21 protein-coding genes are annotated in these 21,872 nt (G+C 42.3%); 16 read left to right on the forward strand and 5 right to left on the reverse strand.

The window, feature by feature from the left end; translation table 11 throughout:
* Nucleotides 1–41 precede the first annotated feature (41 nt).
* Entirely contained in the window at nt 42–878 is an 837-nt protein-coding gene (locus QR721_RS01820; protein ID WP_348028601.1) for a sugar phosphate isomerase/epimerase family protein, read from the forward strand.
* A gap of 97 nt (nt 879–975) precedes the next feature.
* On the opposite strand, the gene QR721_RS01825 is transcribed toward QR721_RS01820, so the two are convergent.
* On the reverse strand, nt 976–2,628 hold the full coding sequence (locus QR721_RS01825) for a PucR family transcriptional regulator (RefSeq protein WP_348028603.1): 1,653 nt from the start codon (nt 2,626–2,628) through the stop codon (nt 976–978).
* Nucleotides 2,629–2,975: 347 nt separating this feature from the next.
* Here QR721_RS01825 and allC point away from each other — a divergent pair, with 347 nt between their 5' ends.
* The 3 genes from allC to QR721_RS01840 all read left to right on the forward strand — a co-directional run bounded on the left by allC (nt 2,976) and on the right by QR721_RS01840 (nt 6,831).
* Nucleotides 2,976–4,208, forward strand: a complete 1,233-nt coding sequence (allC, locus tag QR721_RS01830; protein ID WP_348028605.1) for an allantoate deiminase — start codon at nt 2,976–2,978, stop codon at nt 4,206–4,208.
* Nucleotides 4,209–4,241: 33 nt separating this feature from the next.
* A complete protein-coding gene (locus QR721_RS01835) occupies nt 4,242–5,480 on the forward strand; it encodes a pyridoxal-phosphate-dependent aminotransferase family protein (protein ID WP_348028607.1) in 1,239 nt (412 codons plus the stop codon).
* Between the two features lie 88 nt (nt 5,481–5,568).
* Complete coding sequence (locus QR721_RS01840) at nt 5,569–6,831, forward strand: M20/M25/M40 family metallo-hydrolase (RefSeq protein WP_348028609.1); 1,263 nt, start codon at nt 5,569–5,571, stop codon at nt 6,829–6,831.
* Between the two features lie 43 nt (nt 6,832–6,874).
* Here QR721_RS01840 and QR721_RS01845 read toward each other — a convergent pair whose 3' ends face one another.
* A complete protein-coding gene (locus QR721_RS01845; RefSeq protein ID WP_348028611.1) occupies nt 6,875–7,309 on the reverse strand; it encodes a hypothetical protein in 435 nt (144 codons plus the stop codon).
* A 137-nt stretch (nt 7,310–7,446) separates the two neighbouring features.
* Between QR721_RS01845 and QR721_RS01850 the strand changes: the two genes are divergently transcribed.
* Nucleotides 7,447–8,367, forward strand: coding sequence for a DMT family transporter (locus QR721_RS01850; protein WP_348028613.1), 921 nt, complete (start codon nt 7,447–7,449; stop codon nt 8,365–8,367).
* Here the strand turns inward: QR721_RS01850 and QR721_RS01855 are convergent.
* Together QR721_RS01855 and QR721_RS01860 are read right to left on the reverse strand one after the other, a co-directional pair.
* Nucleotides 8,353–8,808: a YaiI/YqxD family protein gene (locus QR721_RS01855; protein WP_348028615.1), complete on the reverse strand. Its 456-nt coding sequence runs from the start codon at nt 8,806–8,808 to the stop codon at nt 8,353–8,355. The genes QR721_RS01850 and QR721_RS01855 overlap by 15 nt on opposite strands.
* Nucleotides 8,809–8,844: 36 nt before the next feature.
* Nucleotides 8,845–9,762: an urea transporter gene (locus QR721_RS01860; protein WP_348028617.1), complete on the reverse strand. Its 918-nt coding sequence runs from the start codon at nt 9,760–9,762 to the stop codon at nt 8,845–8,847.
* Nucleotides 9,763–9,850: 88 nt separating this feature from the next.
* Here QR721_RS01860 and QR721_RS01865 point away from each other — a divergent pair, with 88 nt between their 5' ends.
* From QR721_RS01865 to QR721_RS01900, 8 genes are all read left to right on the forward strand, one after another.
* Entirely contained in the window at nt 9,851–10,699 is an 849-nt protein-coding gene (locus QR721_RS01865) for a DUF72 domain-containing protein (RefSeq protein WP_348028619.1), read from the forward strand.
* Nucleotides 10,700–10,912: 213 nt separating this feature from the next.
* Nucleotides 10,913–12,199 (forward strand): uracil permease, encoded by a 1,287-nt coding sequence (gene uraA / locus QR721_RS01870; protein WP_348028621.1) that lies wholly within the window; start codon nt 10,913–10,915, stop codon nt 12,197–12,199.
* Nucleotides 12,200–12,398: 199 nt separating this feature from the next.
* Nucleotides 12,399–13,307 carry a homoserine O-acetyltransferase MetA gene (gene metA / locus QR721_RS01875; RefSeq protein WP_348028623.1) on the forward strand — a complete coding sequence of 303 codons (909 nt, stop codon included), beginning with the start codon at nt 12,399–12,401 and terminating at the stop codon, nt 13,305–13,307.
* A 97-nt stretch (nt 13,308–13,404) separates the two neighbouring features.
* Nucleotides 13,405–13,965, forward strand: coding sequence for a chromate transporter (locus tag QR721_RS01880; RefSeq protein WP_348028625.1), 561 nt, complete (start codon nt 13,405–13,407; stop codon nt 13,963–13,965).
* Nucleotides 13,962–14,492 carry a chromate transporter gene (locus QR721_RS01885; RefSeq protein WP_348028627.1) on the forward strand — a complete coding sequence of 177 codons (531 nt, stop codon included), beginning with the start codon at nt 13,962–13,964 and terminating at the stop codon, nt 14,490–14,492. Before QR721_RS01880 ends, QR721_RS01885 begins: the two co-directional genes overlap by 4 nt.
* Nucleotides 14,493–14,675: 183 nt before the next feature.
* Complete coding sequence (locus tag QR721_RS01890; protein ID WP_348028629.1) at nt 14,676–15,665, forward strand: ABC transporter substrate-binding protein; 990 nt, start codon at nt 14,676–14,678, stop codon at nt 15,663–15,665.
* Between the two features lie 125 nt (nt 15,666–15,790).
* The gene (locus QR721_RS01895) at nt 15,791–16,771 is read left to right on the forward strand and encodes an ABC transporter permease (protein WP_348028631.1); all 981 of its coding nucleotides are present in this window, start codon (nt 15,791–15,793) and stop codon (nt 16,769–16,771) included.
* A gap of 2 nt (nt 16,772–16,773) precedes the next feature.
* Nucleotides 16,774–17,568 carry an ABC transporter ATP-binding protein gene (locus QR721_RS01900; protein ID WP_348028633.1) on the forward strand — a complete coding sequence of 265 codons (795 nt, stop codon included), beginning with the start codon at nt 16,774–16,776 and terminating at the stop codon, nt 17,566–17,568.
* A gap of 55 nt (nt 17,569–17,623) precedes the next feature.
* Here the strand turns inward: QR721_RS01900 and QR721_RS01905 are convergent, their stop codons facing one another.
* A complete protein-coding gene (locus QR721_RS01905) occupies nt 17,624–18,847 on the reverse strand; it encodes an AI-2E family transporter (RefSeq protein ID WP_348028635.1) in 1,224 nt (407 codons plus the stop codon).
* 193 nt (nt 18,848–19,040) lie between these two features.
* On the opposite strand from QR721_RS01905, the gene QR721_RS01910 reads away from it, so the two are divergent.
* From QR721_RS01910 to QR721_RS01920, 3 genes are all read left to right on the forward strand, one after another.
* Nucleotides 19,041–19,427, forward strand: coding sequence for a GntR family transcriptional regulator (locus QR721_RS01910; RefSeq protein WP_348028637.1), 387 nt, complete (start codon nt 19,041–19,043; stop codon nt 19,425–19,427).
* Entirely contained in the window at nt 19,427–20,545 is a 1,119-nt protein-coding gene (locus QR721_RS01915; protein ID WP_348028639.1) for a DUF1648 domain-containing protein, read from the forward strand. The genes QR721_RS01910 and QR721_RS01915 overlap by 1 nt, the downstream gene beginning before the upstream one ends.
* A gap of 94 nt (nt 20,546–20,639) precedes the next feature.
* Nucleotides 20,640–21,836, forward strand: a complete 1,197-nt coding sequence (locus QR721_RS01920; protein ID WP_348028641.1) for a class I SAM-dependent rRNA methyltransferase — start codon at nt 20,640–20,642, stop codon at nt 21,834–21,836.
* Nucleotides 21,837–21,872: the final 36 nt, after the last annotated feature.

Here is a 21,872-nt window from a genome sequence, read left to right on the forward strand (position 1 = left end):
AATCATGTATATTTAGAATAAAAGATTAATGGGGTGTATGTATGAAAAAAGGTTTTAGCGACGCGATGTTCGTCCCAAAGTGGAGTACGAAAAAGTTTCTTGAACTGTCCGGCAAAGCTGGCTTTGATGGAGTAGAACTGAATTTCCGTGAAAACGGCGGGGATCTTACTGACGATACAACCCTTGCAGACGCTAGAGAGATTGCTGATATGGCAAAAAGCTACGGTCTTGAAATACCTTCCATCACGACGAGTCATCATAATGTATATGCGATTTCTGCAGGCGATCAGAAACTGCGCCAACGAGGCATTGACATTGCACGTAAGATGATGGAATTTGCTGCTGCGATGGACTGCCCAGTTATTCAAGTAGTACCTGGTGTTCCTTATGTTGACACACCGTATCAGAAAGGCTATGAATTGGCCCAGGAAGCACTTCGTGAACTAGGTGATGAAGCGAAATCCTTAGGTGTAACAATCGGTCTTGAGAACGTGTGCAACAACTTCTTGCACAGCCCACTAGAATTTTCCCGCTTCCTCAATGAAATCAACCATCCGAATGTGAAATTCTATCTCGATAATGGGAACGCTCTGAAAACTGGTTTCCCTGAACACTACATGGAATTAATGGGCGATCAGCTCTGCTGTGTCCACTTCAAAGATTACCGTATTAAATCAAACGATAATGTCGCACTATTGGACGGCGATATTGACTGGATTTCCCAAATGGAATGGCTTAAAAAGGTTAATTACGATGGTTATGTCATCAACACACCTGCTACACCATTTACTTATTGCCAAGAAAGACTTGTTGAGCAGTCTGCACAGGACTTGAAGGCCGTACTGGGTCTACTTGAAAAAGTTGAAAATCCATCCTAATATTTATCTTCAGCAGGGACAATTTTAAGTACAATTGTTCGAAAATACGATATATTTAGCAAAAAGAGACACGCCATCAGAGTTGGCGTGTCTCTTTTTATTTACGCGGTACATCAAGCAAAGAACCGATTAGGAGTGCTACCCTTACGCGAAGTGAATCGGAAGGATCCTGGAAAGAAAGTTCAGTAATGGCTTCTGTTTTTTCAATTCGATATTTTACGGTGTTTCGGTGAATGTATAATTTTCTGGAAGTCTCGGAAATCTCGCATTGTGAATCAAGGAAGACTTGAATAGTCTTAAGAAGTTCCTCGTCTTCTTTTGATTTAGGATAGGCGAGAGTCTTGAGTGTACTCTCATACAATTCCCGCAAATTGTTCATAGGAATCATACTCAAAAGTTCCTTGATTTCCCGTACCTTGTAGAAGCGGATAAAGCCATTCATCTTCAAATCATAACCGCTATTGATTGCCTCGACAGCTTCATGATAGGCAACAGGTATACTCTTTGGAGAGTGTACTTGATTGCTAATACCAAATGATAATGTGCAATCAGCTTCGATATGGCTTTGGGCCTTTTCAAGAAATGTTTTGATCAGTTGCATCTCATTATCCGTATACTCTTCAAACTGAAGGAGAAGAACAAAGTATTTCTCTTTTGTGAAGAGAGTACCGATGAGATCCATATGAATCATCTCGTCTTCCAGAAGGTCATAAATGCTGTTATGAAGTTCACTGACCATTTTTTCGTGATTGTGCAGGCTAGTGTAGTCATCATCAGCTGGATCAATATTGCAGACAATGCATATTGTTTTGAGATCACCTTTTAATCCGTAATAATCACAGCGGCTCAAAATCTCGTTCTCCGAATTAATTCTTCCCTCAATAAGGTCTGCGAAGAAGTTGTTTTTATAGAGGCGGGCATTTTCCTCAATTGCCTGCTCTTTAATGAGAGTAAATGAAATAACATTACATGCCTGCTCAATTGCCAACTGAGAAGAAGGATATGGCAATGACTGGGCATTTATGATGATTAGAATAGCCGGATGCTGGCGTTGTGTCTGGATGGGGAATGTTTTGACTGTCTTCTCCAGATCCGATGGAATATTAAAACTTGTTCCTTCTCTGGCAGCTGCTAGATTCTCGCGGATTTTGGATATGATCTCTTCTTCTGCCTGTTTCATTGAAGCCTTGCGGAAGTCATGCCCGTATGCAAGTTTCTCACCACGGTGGTTCAAAAGCAGAACTGGTCTCTTCAGGAAGTAGCCAAGCTGCTCAACAATTGATGGTAGGCTGAAACCTTTAATGAGCATATCTGAGAATTCGTTATGAACATGAAGAGCATAATAGAGCTGTTCAGCCTTATGGTTGTTAAGGAAGTTAAGAATATGATAGGAAACTTCCCCGAGCGTGTACTCCATTGGCAAATCGATAATCGGAAAAGATAGTTCGTTCGCCAACAGTCTTACTTCCTCCGGCAGCTCCAACAGGAAACGCTTCATCTTAATGACAAGACCTGAACAATTCAGAGCGTTCATTTGCCTGATTAGATCACAAAGCTTCTGAGGATCGTCTTTGAAGGCGTAAGCTGTTGTGAGAAGCAGGTGGTTCTCGTCTGAGAATTCGATGATGTCAGGGGCGTCGGAGATGTTGACGAATTGCACAGGGCGGGTGAGGCCACGGTGACCTGCAAGAACAGTCGCTTCTTCCATGCCTTCCAGAATAAACAGATCGTTAACTGTTTTTAACTTCATACGATTATCGCCTCGATATTAAAAAATTTGTTGAAAAGGAGGGAATGTATAATCTGACCTTTCTTGATGAAGGCCTTGTGAATTCTGAATAATGAAGCTGTTTTGTTTGAAATTCAGAGGTTTCTCATATAAAATATGAGATGAACACTCTTGATGCAGTACTATATTCCTGTCTCAAGTTTACGTCAAATTTGTACAAAAAGCAAATTGGATTTTGTTTAAAGTGAACAATGACAATTAGCTGAAATTTAAGTAAATTTAGGGGAGAGACTGCAGAAGCGTGTAAGTATCAGATAATTGGGATTTCAACTGATTATTACCTGTAATTGTGTGGAAGGAGTGATAACATGGGTGAATTGAACCTGGAAAAAGAAATATCGGATTTGGTAGAATGGCTTGCGAGCTATGGTGCAGATTCGAAAGGTGGCGTATCACGTCTTCTTTATGATGAGAATTGGGTTAAAGCACAAGATGCCCTTAAAGAACACTTTGAACAAATCGGAATGGTAACTAAATATGACGAGGTTGGTAACCTTTTCGGTAAAATGGAAGGCTCCGAGTTCAAAGATGAAACTGTAGCAACAGGATCCCATGTCGACTCTGTTAAATTTGGAGGCAAGTTGGATGGTGCGTTCGGTATTCTTGCGAGCTACCTGGCTGTCAAGTATCTTAAAGAGAAGTTCGGTCAGCCGAAACGCAACATTGAAGTCGTTTCAATTGCCGAAGAAGAGGGAAGCCGTTTCCCATTCACATTCTGGGGATCCAAGAACATTGTTGGCAAAGTTGACGCTAGCGAAGTCCGTGATATCAAGGACCAGGAAGGTGTCAATTTTGTAGATGCAATGAAACAGGCAGGATTTGGCTACAAAACATCTGACGAAGGTATTCCAGCAGACTGGAAGCAATGGCTTGAAATCCACATCGAGCAAGGCGGCGTCCTTGAAATCGAGAAGATTCCAGTCGGTATTGTACAGCATATCGTCGGTCAGAATCGCTACACTGTAGAGATTAAGGGTGAGGCGAACCATGCTGGAACAACACCAATGAAATATCGTAAAGATGCTGGTGTTGCTGCAGCAAAAATCATCACTATGATTCAGGAACAAGCGAAAGATTTTGGTGAGCCAATGGTTGCAACTGTAGGTTCAATCGAGTTCGTTCCGGGTACAGTTAACGTTGTTCCTGGACAAGCAAACTTCTCCATTGATATCCGTCATACGCATAAGGATCAAATCTCTTCCTTCGCGGAAAAAATGACAGAGAAAATGGAAAGAATTGCTGAAGAAGAAGGTTGTGAAATCAGCATTAACCTTTACATGGAAGAAGATCCGGTACCAATGGATCCAAGCATTGTCCAGACAATTGTGGATCAGTGCGATGGGCAGGGCCTTTCTTATAAATTGATGCATAGCGGCGCCGGTCACGATACACAGCGTTTTGCTCCACTCGTGCCATCGGCTATGATTTTTGTTCCAAGCCGCGGCGGCATCAGCCACAATCCAGCGGAATTCACATACCCGCGCGAAATGGCAGAAGGCGTCAAAGTACTTGCTCTCGCTTTGCATAAACTAGCTTACTGATTACATTAAGAATTCAAGGGGGAAATTGTTTAAATGGCATATTCTGAATTGGTAGTACCAAAACATTCAATCATGACACCAGGTCCAGTAGAGGCGGATCCACGCGTACTTCAAGCGATGGCTAACCCAATCATTGGTCAATTCGATCCAGCTTTGCTTCACATGATGGACGAAACAAAAGAATTGTTGAAGTATGTATTCAAAACAAACAACAAAGAAGCATTCCCAGTAAGTGGTACTGCGCGTTCTGGTGCAGAAGCTGTCCTTAACTCAATCATCGAGCCTGGTGATAAAGTTTTGGTTCCTTCATTCGGTCGTTTCGGTTACCTTCTAGCTGAAATGGTAGAGCGTAGCGGTGCTGATATGAAGCTTTTGGAACAAGAATGGGGTAAGATTTACGATCCGGAAGAATTGATTAAAGAAATCAAGGAATTCGGCCCGAAAGTCGTTGCAATCGTTCACGGTGAATCTTCAACAGGTGCATTGCAGCCACTTGAAGAAGTTGGTAAATTCTGCCGCGAGAATGACATTCTTTTCGTAGTAGACTGTGTGCCGACTCTTGGTGGTGTTGAATTCAAGACTGATGAGTGGAACATTGATGCAGCTATTTCTGGTACTCAGAAGTGTCTTGCAGTTCCAACTGGTTATTCTCCACTTACTTATAACGATCGTGTTGGTAAGATTCTTGAAGAACGTAAGAAGATTGAAATGGGTCTTGACTTGAAGTCAGAGAACCCACGCCGTATCCAGAGTAACTACCTTGACTTGAGCCAGATCCAGGAATACTGGGGACCAAGCCGCTTGAACCACCATACTGAGCCAACTACATTGCTTTACGGTCTTCGTGAAGGTCTTCGTCTAATCCAAGAAGAGGGCATTGACAACCGTATTAAGCGCCATACAATTCATGGTGAAGCTCTAGTTAAAGGTCTTCAAGCTTCAGGTGTTAAGATCTTCAACGATCTTGATACAAAAATGCCTGTTGTTACATTGGTTGAAACTCCAGAGGGCGTTGATGAAGCTAAAATCCGCGCTACAATGGTTAACGACTTCGGAATCGAAATCGCTGGTGGTTTCGGACCACTTGCAGGCAAAACATTCCGTATCGGAAACATGGGTTACGGTTGCCGCAAAGACAACATCCTTGGTTGCCTTGCTGCTCTTGAAGCTACACTTGTTTACCACGGTGCTAAAGGAATCAATGTTGGTGACGGTGTACAAGCTGCAATGGAATTCTACAAGAACCTTGGTGACGATCAGCCAGCAGTTTAATGTACGGAAAAAAGGAACCCACTATATAGTGGGTTCCTTTTCTATGAAACAATGGAAGGCATTACATCTCGGAGAAGGTGAATGATCCATGGGCTCTGCAATGACAGAAACGAAACAGCATATTTATGATTGGATAGATCAAGGACAAGAAAAAATCATTAGATTTGTTCAGGAATTGGTCTCTGTCCCATCTGATAATCCGCCGGGTGACTGCAGAGAAATCGCAGAGTTTATTGAACGTAAGCTAAAAGAGTTTGGTCTGGATAATACCCAAAAATTGGAAGTAGATCTTTCCGACGCAAAAGTACGCGGCTTGGCAAGTGCCCAAAATATAGTGTCAGTACATAAATTTGGCCAAAGCAACCATCCTGAAATTGTGCTAAATGCATACGGAGATACTGTGCCGCCCGGTCAAGGATGGACCCATGACCCGTATGATGGTGATATAGAGAATGGGGCAATTTATGGGAGAGGTGCAGCATTGTCGAAATCAGACATAGCAGCTTATGCTTTTGCTCTGATTGCATTGAAAGAGACAGTCTCAGATGATTTATCTGGAAAAGTGGGGCTGGCTATTACATTTGATGGAGAATCAGGTGGTTTTCTCGGTCCACAATGGCTTTTAAAGCAAAAATTCATTGAGCCGGATATGGCTATTACGTCTGGTTTTGCCCATTCGATCCTCAATGCTCACAGTGGATGTTTGCAATTAAGGATTGAAGTGAATGGACAATCAGCACATGCGGCATCTCAGGAGACGGCTCATGATGCGCTTGAAGCTATGACGGCAATTATGCAGGCATTTTATGACTATCGCAAAGGTCTTTCGAATATGAAGTCGGCAATTCGAGGAATTAAGTCTCCTACATTGGCTATTGGTCAAATTGAAGGTGGGACGAGTGCGAACGTTATTCCAGACCGTTGTGTAATTACAGTTGACCGCCGTTTTATTCCAGGAGAAAATGGGGAGGAAATTGAAGCGGAACTTCGTGATATTGCTGAGAAGGCATGTGAGCCTTACAAAGGGATTACTCTCATTGTTGAGCGGATTCTAATTGCAGATACGTTTGGCCCGACTTCGGAGACGACCCCTCTGATTCAAGCTTTAGGAGACAACTGGAAAGAGGTATTCAAAAGCGATAACCTAAAAATAGGCGGAATTCCGTTGTACGCTGATTCGAGATTCTATTCAAGGTATGGTATTCCGACTGTTATGTACGGAGCCGGTCCGCGAACAATAGAAGAAGCAAATGGCTATAGGGCAGATGAACATGTGCAAATAGATGATCTGATACGTGCTACAAAAGTTATCGCATCTACTCTATATGATTTGCTGAGCAATTCAAAATGACAATAAAAAGGAGCTTCTCATATGAACGAGGAGCTCCTTTCTACTACTCAATCACCTTATTGAAAATCTCTCCGCCATCACCAAGTTTAATAATTTTTAAGCGATTTTGCCTTTTGATAAAAATGGATTTGTACTCTTTTTGCTGATTAACTTTATAAAGGATTACACGCTTATTGGGATTATCCGTTTCAATGATAGGCTCGTACTTATCTAGATTTGGAATCTCTTTCTTTAAATTAGAATATTCCTTAAAGCCTTTCAGTTTATCCGCGCGATTGTTGGCATCCAATTCGGTAACCGATTTTTCATTGTTCAGTTCTTGGTTTTCTGCATTTTTCCCAGTGTGATTCTTCTGTTCTTCGGTAGCTTGCTGTTCATCGCCGGAGGATTCTGTTGTCTCTTTCTGTTTTCCGTCATTTCCGCATGCGGCTAGGATACCAAGACAGAGCATGGCCATTAGGAGAAAAATTCTCTTCATTTATTAACCTTCTTTCCATTGCTCGAGTTGAAATTGATTTCCGATTATATCGAATAGGGTAGTCTTGTGTCAAATATCCCATTTATTTAAGACCCTGTTTTTTAGCATTATCAAAAATTGATAGAAGGAGGATGGAAATGGGTGTGCTGTTTGCTGTATTATCTGCTTTTTCCTTTGCTATAAACAATGTCATTATTAAAAAGGGAGCCCGCGGTTCAAAGAGTAACAATGGATTCTATATAACGGTACTTATGAATGCAATATTACTCGGGATTTGCTTCTTTATCGCTGTTCTTATACAAAAGGAACCGTTCCAGATTAGCTGGCATGCTATTCCTTTCTTCATGCTCGCAGGTCTATGTACAACAGGCTTGGGGAGGATGACGCTTTATTCAAGTATTTTGCGTGTTGGTCCATCAAAAGCATCCGCAGTTCGGAACTCTACTCCGGTATTTACAACTTTGTTTGCGATTATTGTCTTACATGAAAAGATTTCCCTGATTCCGGGAATAGGCATGCTGCTATTAATTGGTGGAGTACTTATTGCGGGTTATGGCTTTGTGAAGGACGGCAATCGATCCAAAACAGATCTTGCAAATACTGATTTAAGCAAACAGGCTATGATTGGATATGGATTGGCCATTTTCTCAGCCGCTATTTTTGGAATCGGCCAAGGATTACGCAAACAAGGGCTAAATATTATGGACGATGCTTTTTTTGGAGCTTGTGCTGGAGCGATTACGTCTCTGATATTTATTATTTTGCTGCAGGCAGGGAAGGGCAAACTGAGGGAAACAATTGCAGGCGTCAAGAAAGATTTCAATGCGTACTTTCTGATTGCAGGGGCTTTAACAAGCATTGGACCGTTGCTATTCTTCCTTGCCGCCTCAACTCTTCAAGTTTCCTACGTTAGTGCAATTGCAGCTGCAGAGCCGTTGATTACAACAGTCGTCAGTGCTTTTTTCATCAAGCATCAGGAAACGATTACTCCTGGAACATGGCTTACCGTACTAATGATTTTCTCCGGAACTGCAATTATTGCTCTATTCGCTAGTTAATCTAACATCGAGCAACTTTTGCAAGAGCTGTCTGAACCTATTTCGTTCCTCGGCTGTAAATGGTTTTGGTCCTTTTGTACGCAAGCCACTGCGACGCATCTTCGCACTGAAATGTCTAGATTCCAACAATTGGCCGATGTTCTCCTGGGTGTATTCGAATCCACTATGATGGAGTACAGTACAACCTTTAGCCAGTGCCAGTGAAGCGAGACCATAATCTTGAGTGACAATAAGATCTCCTCTCAGGGCCAGTTGCATGATGCGATAATCTGCTGCATCGGCTCCAGTATCAACGTATACCACTTCAACTCCGTCGGGAGGCGGTTGATTGGAGAAATGCGCATAGCTTGTTACAAATATAAGGGGAAGATGGCGTTTCAACACCTCTTCTTGGACTATTGCTTTAACAGGGCAAGCATCAGCATCTACAAAAACTTTCAATCTATCACTTCCTTTGTAAATCTTTAGAGCAGTATCTTATAGTCCCGGCAGGACACGTCTTGCTGCAACCATAATCCATGTTACGAGTACAAACGGTAAAGTGAGTGCCGGTAAACCATACGGCTGCATGATTGCACTAACACTTGCAGTGATGAAGACAGTTAACGCTGCAGCAATGAATCCGGAGAGAATCGGCTTGTTCTTCGGCTGGGCTGCGGGCATTGCTATGGAAACAGCCATAACTGCAAGTATCGCATTATATCCATACAGTCCTTTCCCAATCAGTACCTGGTCAGCGCCCAAAAGAATGGCGACAGCAATTGCAACCAAATTGGCTCCTATGACAAAAAAGCCACTTCTCCATCCGGAAACGAATACAGCTGCCAGAATAAGAATGCATGAAAGATTGTGCTCTATAAAGAAAATCTGTCCATAACCGTTAATTAATGCTTCAGGCCAGTCAGGCACGGAAATTCTCGCTAGTTTTTCATGAGAGAGGAACTGTGGTACAAGTGCTGATGTCAAATTGAATGTACCGAGTCTGTATGACATCATGAGCATGGCCCACGTTAGAATGATGAATGGAAAAGTCAATGGAGGAAGTGTGGATTCCTTGAACATTTCCATGAATGCAGCTGTCACAATAACTGCGATTAAGGCTCCACAAATGGCAATCCACCATCTATTTGGTCCAGTCATAAATAGATAGAGTGCCATACCAGTCAGTATGGAATTGAAGCCGAGAAGTCCATGCTGAGTCAATGCGGAATCCGCCTTCAAAAAATATGCAGTTGCAGTGGCGAGCAGTGATGCAATTGCTGCGATTGTTCCAAGCTGCCAAGAAGAAATGAAAATACCCGCAAGGATGAGCAAACCTGAGAACGGGTTTTCAATTAGAATGACTTGGGAAATGTTTTTCAATGATGCGATCGTCAATCTCTGAATTGCTGCCATATTGTTTCCCTCTTTCCAGTAATTTAGTCTATTTCTCTATTATAAGAAATTAACACCAACCATCAATCTTTTTTAAGGAGGTGGATCAATGATCAAGATTGGAGTTACCGGCTGGGGAGATCATGACACACTTTACAAGCCAGGTACTAAGTCAACGGATAAACTGAAGGAATATGGTGCTCATTTTCCGATTGTTGAGCTTGATGCAAGCTTTTATGCCGTACAGCCAGAGCGTAATAATCGAAAATGGCTGCGGGATACACCTGATACCTTTCAATTTATAGTGAAAGCTTACCAGGGGATGACAGGACATCAACGCGGTGACATCCCTTTTAACACGAAGGAAGAGATGTTCGATGCGTTTAAGTTGATGATTGGTCCTTATGAAGAAACGGGCAAACTTGCTTGTGTGCTCTTCCAGTTCCCGCCATGGTTTGACTGCCGAAAGGAGCACGTAGATTATTTGCGCTGGTGCAAACGACAGATGAATCAAACGCCCTGTGCGCTTGAATTTCGTCACGAATCCTGGTATTTGCCTGGTAGAAGAGAGTCAACTTTGGAATTTATCCGCAAAGAAGGGTGGATTCATACGATTTGTGATGAACCGCAGGCAGGTGAGAAGTCAATTCCAATCGTTCTGGAGGCTGGAGCGGGTGATCGTGTGTTCGTTCGTTTCCATGGACGCAATGTTCATGGCTGGAATAAGGTCGGCAATGATCAGCATTGGCGAGAAGTACGTTATCTGTACAGATATAATGAGGCAGAGTTGAAAGACTGGGCGAATAAATTAAAGGAACTGGAAAGGCAATGTGGTAATGTTTATGCTGTTTTCAATAACAATTCGGGCGGCGACGCAGCTGACAATGCCAAGCAAATGATTGACTTGCTCGGATTGGAATATGATGATTTGGCGCCGAAACAGCTTGACTTGTTTTAGAAGCAATAACCATATTGACAGTGAATGCGAAATTTGCGATAATGAGTCGAATTAAATGATACGGATTGCCCTTTAACTCAGTCCTGTGAGGCTGACAAGGCTGCTTGCTTCATCGAACCATTGAAGCTGCACATCTTTGGGGAAGCACCTTGCCTGTTTGGGACAAGGTGCTTTTTGGCGGGAATGCCGGACATGAATGAAAGGAAGAATTTTATGGCTCAAAGAGAAATTCAAGTAGATGAAAGACCACCGCTTTTACAAAGTTTACCGCTCAGCTTGCAGCATCTGTTCGCAATGTTCGGTTCCACTGTGCTTGTTCCGGTGTTATTCGGTGTCGATCCAGCAACGATTCTACTTATGAATGGAATCGGTACATTGCTGTATATCTTCTCGACAAAAGGAAAAATCCCGGCTTATCTTGGTTCCAGCTTCGCATTTATCTCCCCGGTAACCGTCGTCTTGGGAAAATATTCTGGTTTAGAAGGATTCAGCTATGCGCTTGGTGGTTTCTTCTTCATCGGTGTCGCACTTGTAATCTTCGGAATTATTATTCGCTTTGTCGGTACAGGGTGGATTAGCGTTATTTTCCCGCCTGCAGCGATGGGAGCGATTGTAGCAGTCATCGGTCTGGAGATTCTCCCTGTCGGAGCCCAAATGGCAGGATTGATCAAGCCCGCGGGCGCTGGACAAAACTGGTCGCCGGATACTGCAACTATTACCGTGTCTTTGCTTACACTCGGCATTACGATCATTTGCTGGGTCACAATGCGCGGGTTCCTAAAAATTATTCCGATTCTTCTTGGTATCATCGCTGGTTATATCATTTCATTTTTCTATGGAATGGTAGATTTCAGTCAAGTTGCTGCTGCACCTTGGCTTACAACACCAACTTTCTATCATATCAAGTTCAATTGGCAAGATATCGCGATTATTTTACCCGCGGCCTTTGTGCTTCTGCCAGAGCATATTGGTCACCTAATCGTTACAAGTAATCTTGTGAAGAAAGATCTTGTTAAAGACCCTGGTCTTGACCGTTCCATTTTGAGCAATGGTGTATCTACGATGATTTCGAGCCTTCTCGGATCCACTCCGAATACAACGTATGGTGAAAATATTGGAGTGTTGGCCATTTCTCGCGTGTATTCAACTTGGGTTATCGGTGGAGCGGCAGTGTTTGCGATTCTGTTATCGTTCTGCGGCAAAATTTCTATGCTTATCAGGATTATTCCTGCACCGGTAATGGGAGGCATATCCCTACTGCTCTTCGGCATTATTGCAGTAAGCGGTTTGCGAATGCTCGTTGAAGCGCAGGTAGACTATAATAAGTCTCAGAATCTTATTTTGACATGTGTAGTACTTGCAATTGGTGTAAGTGGTGCGACAATCCATCTTGGTTCCGTCGAGTTGAAAGGAATGGGGCTTGCTACAATTGTTGCAATTGTTGTCAGCTTATTCTTCAAACTGCTGGAAGTATTCAAATTGACTAATGATGAATCTTGATTAAAAAAGCTGTTCAGGCAATGCTGCCTGGACAGCTTTTTTATTTAATTGAAAGAAAACTATACAGAGTGCAATTGTTGGGGAAAGTTGTTTGCTGAAATTTCGAATTAGTTATATAATGATTAGATATAATCTGTAATATTTTGCAAATCGGGCACCACCATGCCGATATAATTGCCAAGAAAGGAGAGACAGCGCGTTGCCGATTAATATACCAAAACAGCTGCCTGCAGGAGAGATACTAAGAAAAGAGAAAATTTTCGTCATGGATGAGTCTAGAGCGAATACACAGGATATTCGTCCCTTGAATATCATCATTCTTAACCTGATGCCGGAGAAAGAAAGGACGGAATTGCAGCTTCTGCGTCTTCTGGGCAATACGCCGCTGCAAGTAAACATCTCCTTTTTACATACGGCTACACATGAATCGAAAAATGTCAGCAAAACGCATCTTGATGCTTTCTATAAAACATTTGATGAAGTAAAAGAGCGCCGTTTCGACGGGATGATCATTACAGGTGCACCTGTCGAACACCTTCAATTTGAAGATGTGAATTATTGGGAAGAGCTCAAGGATATCATGGAATGGACGAATACGAACGTGACATCTGTATTCCATATATGTTGGGGTGCACAGGCAGCACTCTATTATCATTACGGTATCGGTAAGCACAGTTTGCCAGGAAAATGTACTGGTGTTTATAACCACCGGCTTAACGAACCGAAACTGGAGCTTGTCAGAGGTTTTGATGATGTATTTAAAGCGCCGGTCTCCCGTTATACATCAGTTCATAAAGAAGATATTGAACAGCATCCAGACCTCGTGCTCGTTTCCGATTCAGATGAGGCCGGTGTGTTTCTGATTATGTCTAAAGATGGCAAGCATATCATGGTAACAGGCCATCTTGAATATGATGCGGATACATTGCTGGAAGAATATAAGCGTGATAACGCCAAGGGACTGAATCCTTGTGTGCCGAAATATTATTTACCTAATGATGATGTGACTCAGGCGCCTTTGAATACATGGCGTTCGCATACACATTTGCTATATTCGAACTGGCTTAATTATTACGTATATCAGCTTACACCATTTAACTGGGAATGAAGCTTGCTGAGAGCATGTTTCCCGAAGTAGGGCGAAGATTCCTGAAGGGATCTTCGTCCTTTGTTGTTTTATATGAAACTATGAAAGGAGCAATGAGATGGCGAACAATAAAGAAATTTTCATGGCTTTCTTCCGAGCCGGGATGCTCGGTTTCGGAGGGGGACTTTCAGCAATTCCATTCATGCACCGGGAAGTTGTAACGAAGTATGGTTGGCTGGATGATGAAGAATTTGGAGATATATTAGCGCTGGCCAATACACTTCCAGGGCCAATTAATACAAAACTTGCCGGCTATATCGGTTGGCGGTTAACTGGATTTGGAGGGCTGATTATTGGGATAGCCGCTACAATTTTCCCGACAGCTATTCTCCTCATTCTCTTGCTTACAGTTCTGAACGCATACAAGGATCGAAGTTGGGTTCAAGGAATGGCACAAGGTGTCATACCTGTAGCTGGCGTCATGATCGGTGTACTCGCAATCGATTTTGCGAAAAAGTCAAAGAAGTCGATGGGGTGGATTCGGGCGATTACCCTGATCGCGTTCAGTATACTGATTATGCTTATTCTTGGTCTCCATCCAGCATTGCTTATAGTCATGCTTATTGCAGCTGCACTGCTGTCCCCGGGGAAAAAACGTGAAGAGCAGGTGGATAAATGATTTATTGGAAGATCTTCATGGCAAACTTTGTTGCGAATCTTCTTGGATATGGGGGTGGTCCTGCTACCATCCCATTGCTGGAACATGAGGTAGTAGAACGGTATGGCTGGTTTACGACAAATGAATTCAGCGAGCTTGTTGCCCTTGGAAATGGTTTGCCTGGTCCGATTGCGACGAAGATGGCCGCTTACATTGGATACGAGCAGGGTGGTATTCTTGGTGCATTGATTGGCCTGTTCGCAACTGTTGCTCCATCTATGATTCTCATGTTAGCTTTGCTCGGAATCCTCATGAAGTATAAGCATTCTCCTAAAGTTCAGCGTCTTGCTCAGTATGTGCGTCCGGCAATTGCAGTTCTGCTAGCTGTCATGGCTTATGATTTCTTCTTTAGCTCTTATGAAGTTGCCGGTTTCTGGCATATGGCTTTTATTGCAGTTGTCAGTTTCCTGTTGCTGGAGAAGTTCAAAGTAAATCCCGTTTTTGTCGTAATCGGTGCCCTTATTTATGGCGGAATCCTGCTTGGATAAAGAGAGTCCTAGATTCTTTAGAGTTAGTCATAGCAGGCTGACTTTTCCAGTCTAAAATGCCTAGTGAGTTATTGACTAACTTTAAGCCTGTGTTATAATTAAGTAAAATTTTCAGCAAGTTTGTATAATTATGACTACACATATTGCTGAATTGCCAAAAAGGCAGCAGGGGGAGCATGAATTATGAAGAATTGGGTGAAGTTGACTGCAGTCGCACTCGCGAGTACAGCTGTGCTCGGTGCTTGTGGCAAGAGTGATACAGACGGCAAAAGCAGTGGTTCAAAAGATGCGGATTACACGATTGGTGCTACTCAAATAGTAGAGCATCCATCATTGGATGCCGCATACAAAGGGTTCCAGGAAGCAATTAAGGACAAGGGGCTTAAAGTTAAATACGATTTCCAAAATGCACAAAATGATAAATCTAACGTAAATACAATATCAAATAACTTCGTTTCAAAGAAAGTAGACTTGATTTTTGCAAACTCTACACCAAGTGCGCTTGGTGCATTGCAAGCTACAAAGGAGATTCCAATTGTTTTCACTTCTGTAACTGATGCTGTAGAGTCAGGGATTGCCAAGTCGAGAGAAGACCATCCGGATAATATTACAGGTGTTCTTGATTTGCATCCTGATGCAATCAAGAAAACAGTCGATTTCATTAATGAAAACTTCAAGGGAGCAACTGTTGGGCTGTTGTACAATGCAGGAGAGCAGAACTCTGTTACACAAATCAAGCAGGTTGAGAAGGCAGGCAAGGGGACTGATTTGAAGTTCGAAAAACGAACAGTTTCTACATCTGCTGAAGTGAGCCAGGCTGCAAAGACATTGGCTGGAAAAGCGGACGTAATCTATGTTGTTACTGACAATACAGTTGTATCTGCGCTTGACAGTGTTGTTAAAGTGGCGAATGAGCAAAAGATTCCACTAGTCGTCGGTGAGCCGGAATCATTGAATAAAGGCGGATTCGCTACATTTGGAATTGACTACCATTCTATCGGCTATAGAGCTGGTGAAATGGCAGTAGATATCCTGAAGGGTGATAAAAAGACAAAAGATCTTCCTATTGAATACCCTCAAGATATGAAGCTTATGATCAATAAGAAAGCTGCTGAAAAACAAGGCGTTAAATGGAACAAAGCTTGGGACAAAAACGCTGAAATCGTAGACTGATTAAGTTGTCACTAATTTAAATATGAAGGGGAAGCGGAGTGTGAACCGCTTCCCCATTAAAAGTTTGCAGGTTATAAAGATTTTACATCAGAGAAAAGCTTTAGGCCGCGAGAAGGAGAATTGACATGTTTATTTCTTTATTTGGCGCTGTTGAATCCGGCATGATTTATGCAATTATGGCTTTGGGAGTCTATTTGTCCTTCCGCGTCCTTGACTTTCCGGATTTAACAGTAGACGGCAGTTTTGTAACCGGAGCGGCTGTCGGCACGGTTTCCATCATGAATGGTGTACCGCCGATCATGGCGACAATTTTAGCGGCGCTGGCTGGGTTTGTAGCTGGCTGCATTACCGGCATTTTGCATACGAAGGGCAAAATAAACCCATTGCTTTCTGGGATTTTAATGATGATTGCTCTTTATTCCATCAACTTGCGCATTATGGGACAGCCGACACTTTCAATGTTGAACGACCGGACATTTTTCAACCAGTTGCAGGATCTTTGGGCTAAGACTGGTATTGATAAGGCACTCAATAGTGGGCTGTCTGCAATTGGTTTAGACCAGCCTGGTACATGGTCAATCTTAATTTTGATGTTGGTTGTTACGCTTGCCATTAAATTCCTAACTGATTTCTACTTGAAAACAGAAGTAGGTCTGGCACTTAGAGCGACTGGAGATAACAAAAAGATGATTCGCAGTTTCTCGGCCAACACAGATCTGCTAATCATCTCAGGGTTGGGGCTTTCCAATGCGCTTGTTGCTCTCGCTGGCGGTCTTGTCGCTCAGCATGATGGTTTTGCTGATGCAGGCATGGGAATCGGTATGATCATTATCGGTCTTGCCTCTGTTATTATTGGTGAAGCGCTATTCGGTACGAAAAGTATTGCGAGAACAACACTTGCAGTAATCGGTGGAGCAATCATTTACCGGATCGTTGTGACGCTTGCTTTGCAAGTCGGTTTCCTTGAAACAGGAGATATGAAGCTGATTACAGCTCTGCTCGTTATTATTGCGCTCGTAGCTCCGAAGGTTGTTCAAGGACAGCGTGAGAAGAAGAGAAGAGCGAGAAAACGTCAAGAAATTGAACAGCAGGCAGAGGGGGCTTAACAATGCTGGATTTGCAAAACATCATGCTAACGTTCAATGAGGGTACACCAGATGAGAAGCGAGCTTTGCAAAGGCTTAATTTACATTTGGCTGAAGGAGACTTTGTAACAGTCATTGGTAGTAACGGAGCTGGTAAATCAACATTGATGAACGTCATTTCGGGTAATTTAGTTCCTGATGCAGGAAATGTCTTAATTGATGGGAAGCAGGTAGTGCACCTTCCAGAATACAAGCGTTCAGCATATATAGGCCGTGTTTTTCAAGATCCGATGGCTGGGACTGCTCCAACAATGACAATAGAGGAGAACCTCGCAATGGCTTATTCGCGTAATAAGCGCCGTACCCTCTCATTTGGAGTGAACAAGAAGCGCCGCGAATTGTTCGTGGAGTATTTGAAAACATTGCATCTTGGACTTGAGAATCGACTGACAGCAAAAGTCGGGCTACTATCCGGTGGAGAACGCCAGGCCCTTTCACTGCTTATGGCTACATTCACTGAGCCGAATATATTGCTGCTTGATGAACATACAGCAGCGCTGGATCCTTCACGTGCAGAGCTGATTACGAATTTGACGAAGGAGATTGTCGACAAGTTCCAGCTGACAACTCTAATGGTCACCCATAACATGCAGCAGGCCCTTGACCTTGGGAATCGCCTGATTATGATGGATAAGGGACAAATCATCTTTGAAGCTTCAGGAGCGGAGAAGCAGAAGCTGACGATCAATGACCTGATGAATGAATTCCAGCGTATTCGCGGCGTTCAATTTGAAAGTGACCGTGCTGTACTTGGTTAAATTATAGATAAACATAAAATCGGCTCTGTCCTTAGTAGGGACAGAGCCGATTTTATTATTTCTTGCGGAAAATGTGGTGATCTTGATCTTTATCATATGGATGATGAAATTCATCAGATAGCTGATATGTCCCTGCGTCGGCACCAAAGAATCGATTATAACGATCTTTGAATTTGCTATAGAGATACGTGACAATTACTTTCAGAATAGCGTAGCCAGGGATTGCTAGAATGACTCCGAAGACTCCAAACAGATTACCTGCAGTCAGTAGGACGAACATGATTGTAAGCGGGTGGATCTGCATTGTCTTACCCATAATGTTTGGAGAGATGAAATGTCCCTCAAGGAATTGGACGGCAGCCCATACAATCGCCATTTTAAGCAGCATAATTGGGGATGTGACAAGGGCTATGATAATTGCTGGTGTAACGGCTATCATCGGTCCCAAGTACGGTACGACACTCGTCACAGCTGCAATAATTGCTAACGTAATAGCATAGTCGAGATCAATAATGAGATAGCCGATATATAGCAGGATTCCTATGCATGTCGCTACGATGATCTGTCCCTGGATATAAGAACCTACTTGTACATCCATACGATCAAGAATATGATCGGCATCTGCACGGAACTTTGGAGGTAAGATCTTCAAAAAATATTCTTTGAAACGACCGCTGTCTTTCAATAGGAAGAATAGAACAAATGGGAATGTAATCAGAACAATAACGACATGTGTGAGCGTGCTGGCAAAGTTCATAATCCCTTCGGCAGCACCGCCAAAATAGTGGCTAATGTCTGCTGGCAGTCTATCCGCCTTTTTCATTACCCATGCATATCCTTGATCATAATAGGTTCCAAGGAAAGTGCCATCAATCCAAGTTTTGAATCCCATACCCATTTTTTCAATATAGGCTGGGAAGTTCTCACCCAGTTCCATTGCTTGAGTACGGATTGCTGGTACTGTTACAAAGCTGAGCCATGTAATTAATCCGATGATACCTAATATAAGTATCAGGATGCCCCATATACGTTTGATTTTAAATTTTTCCAACAAGTTTACAATTGGATTCAATAGATAATAGGCAATGAAAGCCAGAATAATCGGCGGAGCGATTGTTGACATAATGATAAGCAAAGGCTGGAAAACAAATGATACTTTATTGAATACGTAGACTGCGATTCCGATAAGTATCAGAATTAGCAGCATAAATAGAAGGTTATACCCACCGAGAAATCGAATCATTCTTGAGGAGGGTAATTGATTGCTGTTCTTCTCCATTGCATCACACCCGATTCTTAATTTAAGTTTTCTAGGTTTATTCCCTATTTTGACGAAAAAATAGCAATACTTAATTAGCATTATAGTGTAAAGACAGTATTGCTTCCACAAATAACAGAATTAAGCTGTCATTTGCTGCTTTGGATTATTTGTTATATTATATATATAACAGAACTGAGCAGGAGGCTTTATAATGTTCATTGAAATAAACTTTGAGGCAGAACAGCCAATTTATTCGCAAATTGTTCACCAGATTATTGGTGGTATTGCACGGAATGATTTATCAGCGGGGGAATCATTGCCATCTGTGCGAGCGCTGGCTGCTGATATTGGAGTTAATTTGCATACAGTAAACAAAGCGTATCAGCAATTAAAACAGGACGGCTATATAATTATCCATCGGCGTAAAGGTGTAACTGTTCATCCTGATGGACCGCCAATTGCAGATGAAGCATTTATAGAGTCATTAAAAGCTGAGCTGATGCCTAAAGTTGCTGAGGCTGCCTGCAGAAATTTGCAACAGGAAGAATTAATGGAGATTGTTAGAGATATATATAACAGTTTTAGGGGGACTGAGTAATGGATGGAACGATCTTATTGATTACGGTTTTATTAATGGTTCCTGTCAATTTCATTTTGGCAATCACTCCGTATATTACACGCCAGACGGAAGTGTTCGGAGTAATAGTCGGGGGCGACTATGTTAAAGACGCGCTTTTCCGTAAATGGCGCCGTCAGTTTGCTGTAACAGCGGGAATTGTACAGTTTCTTTTAATAATCGTTTTTGTAGGGGTAGAGGTTCTAGGTTCAATGGATGAAAACAGTATGGCAATTTTATTTTCTATCGTTCTGCTGTGCCAAATTATCGCTGTCGCAATTATATATATGATTTTCCACAAAAAAATGAAAGAACTAAAGAAGACCCAACCGGAACTGTTCCGTAATCATGAAAGAGTGCGTATTAGTACAAACTTTCGAAAGCAGAAACTTACTGTATCCAATTACTGGTTCCTAATTCCGACTTTCATAACTGTTGTTACAATCTTGGTGACATATCGTATGTACGGACAGATTCCAGATCGTATTCCGCTTCAATATAATTTGAACGGTGAGGCAGTTGAGTTTACGGAGAAGTCAAAGCAGACTGCATTCATGCTTCCAGCGATCCAACTTTCCATGACAGTCCTTTTCTTATTTATCAACATTATAATCCGGAAAGCAAAACAGCAAGTTGAAGGGCGAGATATGGAGGCAGACATGCAACGTAATGTGATATTCCGTTATCGTTGGTCTATATTTCTTCTATTCACGGCTGTATTATTGGTTCTTATGTTTGCGACAATACAAGCTTCACTTATCTGGACTATGCCTGAAAAACTATTAATTATTATGCCTTTCCTTTTTACAGCCATTATACTTGGAGCGACTATTTATCTTACAATTACAACAGGGCAGGGTGGAAGCAGGATACGAATTGAAGGAGAAACGGCATCTCCGGACAGCCCATATGTAGGGCGAGATGAAGATAAATATTGGAAGTTCGGTTTGTTTTATTTTAATAAAAATGATCCATCGATATTCGTTGAGAAACGTTTTGGCATTGGATGGACGAATAACTGGGCACATCCGATTTCATGGTTGTTTATCATTATTGTTATTATACTAGCTGTTGGTCTGCCTCTCTTCCTAGCGCTTTAGATTAGAATTATTGTGATATAATACGATTACGATAAAAGAACAGGATTCCCGCAATCAGGGTTTCCTGTTCTTTTTACAAAAGGGGCGACGGTCTATGAGGCAAGTGATTGATCTTCAAGCGGAGAAAAAGGCAACAGCACGCTTTGTGAAGGGGTACCCGCTAATTGAGAAGGATACTGTGCGAAATGAATCGAAACTTAAAGAAGAAGGAAGCATTATTCAGCTTATCGATTCTGAAGGTAAATTCCTTGGCAAAGGGTATTATGGCATACAAAATAAAGGAATTGGCTGGATTTTGACACAAAATCAAAATGAACAGATTGATGAGCCTTTTTTCAATAGAAAAATCTCAGAGGCAGTAGCCAAAAGAAGCAGCTTTTTTAAAGATGAAGAAACGACTGCATTTCGCTTATTCAATGGTGAGGGAGATGGCGTCGGCGGGCTGATCATTGATTACTATGAGGGATTCTGTGTCATTCAGTGGTATAGCGAAGGAATCTATTCTTTCAGAAAAGAGATTCTGTCTGCATTGGAGTCCGTCGTCCATCCAAGCGGCGTTTATGAGAAGAAGCGTTTTGAACATGGAGGTAAATATGTAGAGGACCGTGATCATGTACGTGGAGAGGAAGCGCCATCTCCATTGCTCGTTAAGGAAAATGGCAGAACTTATGCAGTCCATCTCGATGATGGCGCAATGGTCGGTATTTTCCTGGATCAGCGTGATGTTCGGCAGGCGATTTACATGCATTACGCCCAGCCAGATAGCAAGGTGCTTAATACATTCTCATATACCGGAGCTTTTTCCGTACCTGCAGCTTTGGCAGGGGCGCATACGACAAGCGTCGATCTCGCCAAGAGGAGCAGACCGAAGACAATAGAACAATTTGAAGTGAACGGTATAGATTCTGAGACGCAAGATATCGTAGTTATGGATGTATTTGACTACTTTAAATATGCACGTAGGAAGGAACTTTCTTTCGATATGGTAATTCTAGATCCGCCAAGCTTTGCCCGTTCGAAAAAGAGAACATTCAGCACTTCAAAAGACTATCCGGCTTTGCTCAAGGATGCAGCACTCATCACAAATGGGGACGGCTATATAATCGCCTCAACAAACAATGCTAGCTTTGGTATGGACAAGTTCAAGAAGTTCATAGCAGAAGGGATGAAGTCTGCCAATTTTAATTATAAAATATGTGAGACATTCAGTCTGCCGGATGATTTTACAGTCAATCGGAATTTCCGTGAAGGGAATTATTTGAAGGTAGTTGTATTACAGAAATTGAGCTAAAGCAAAAAAGCTGTATCTTCTCCAAGTGACGGAGAA

It is taken from the genome of Aciduricibacillus chroicocephali (genome assembly GCF_030762805.1).
Lineage (GTDB): Bacteria > Bacillota > Bacilli > Bacillales > Amphibacillaceae > Aciduricibacillus > Aciduricibacillus chroicocephali.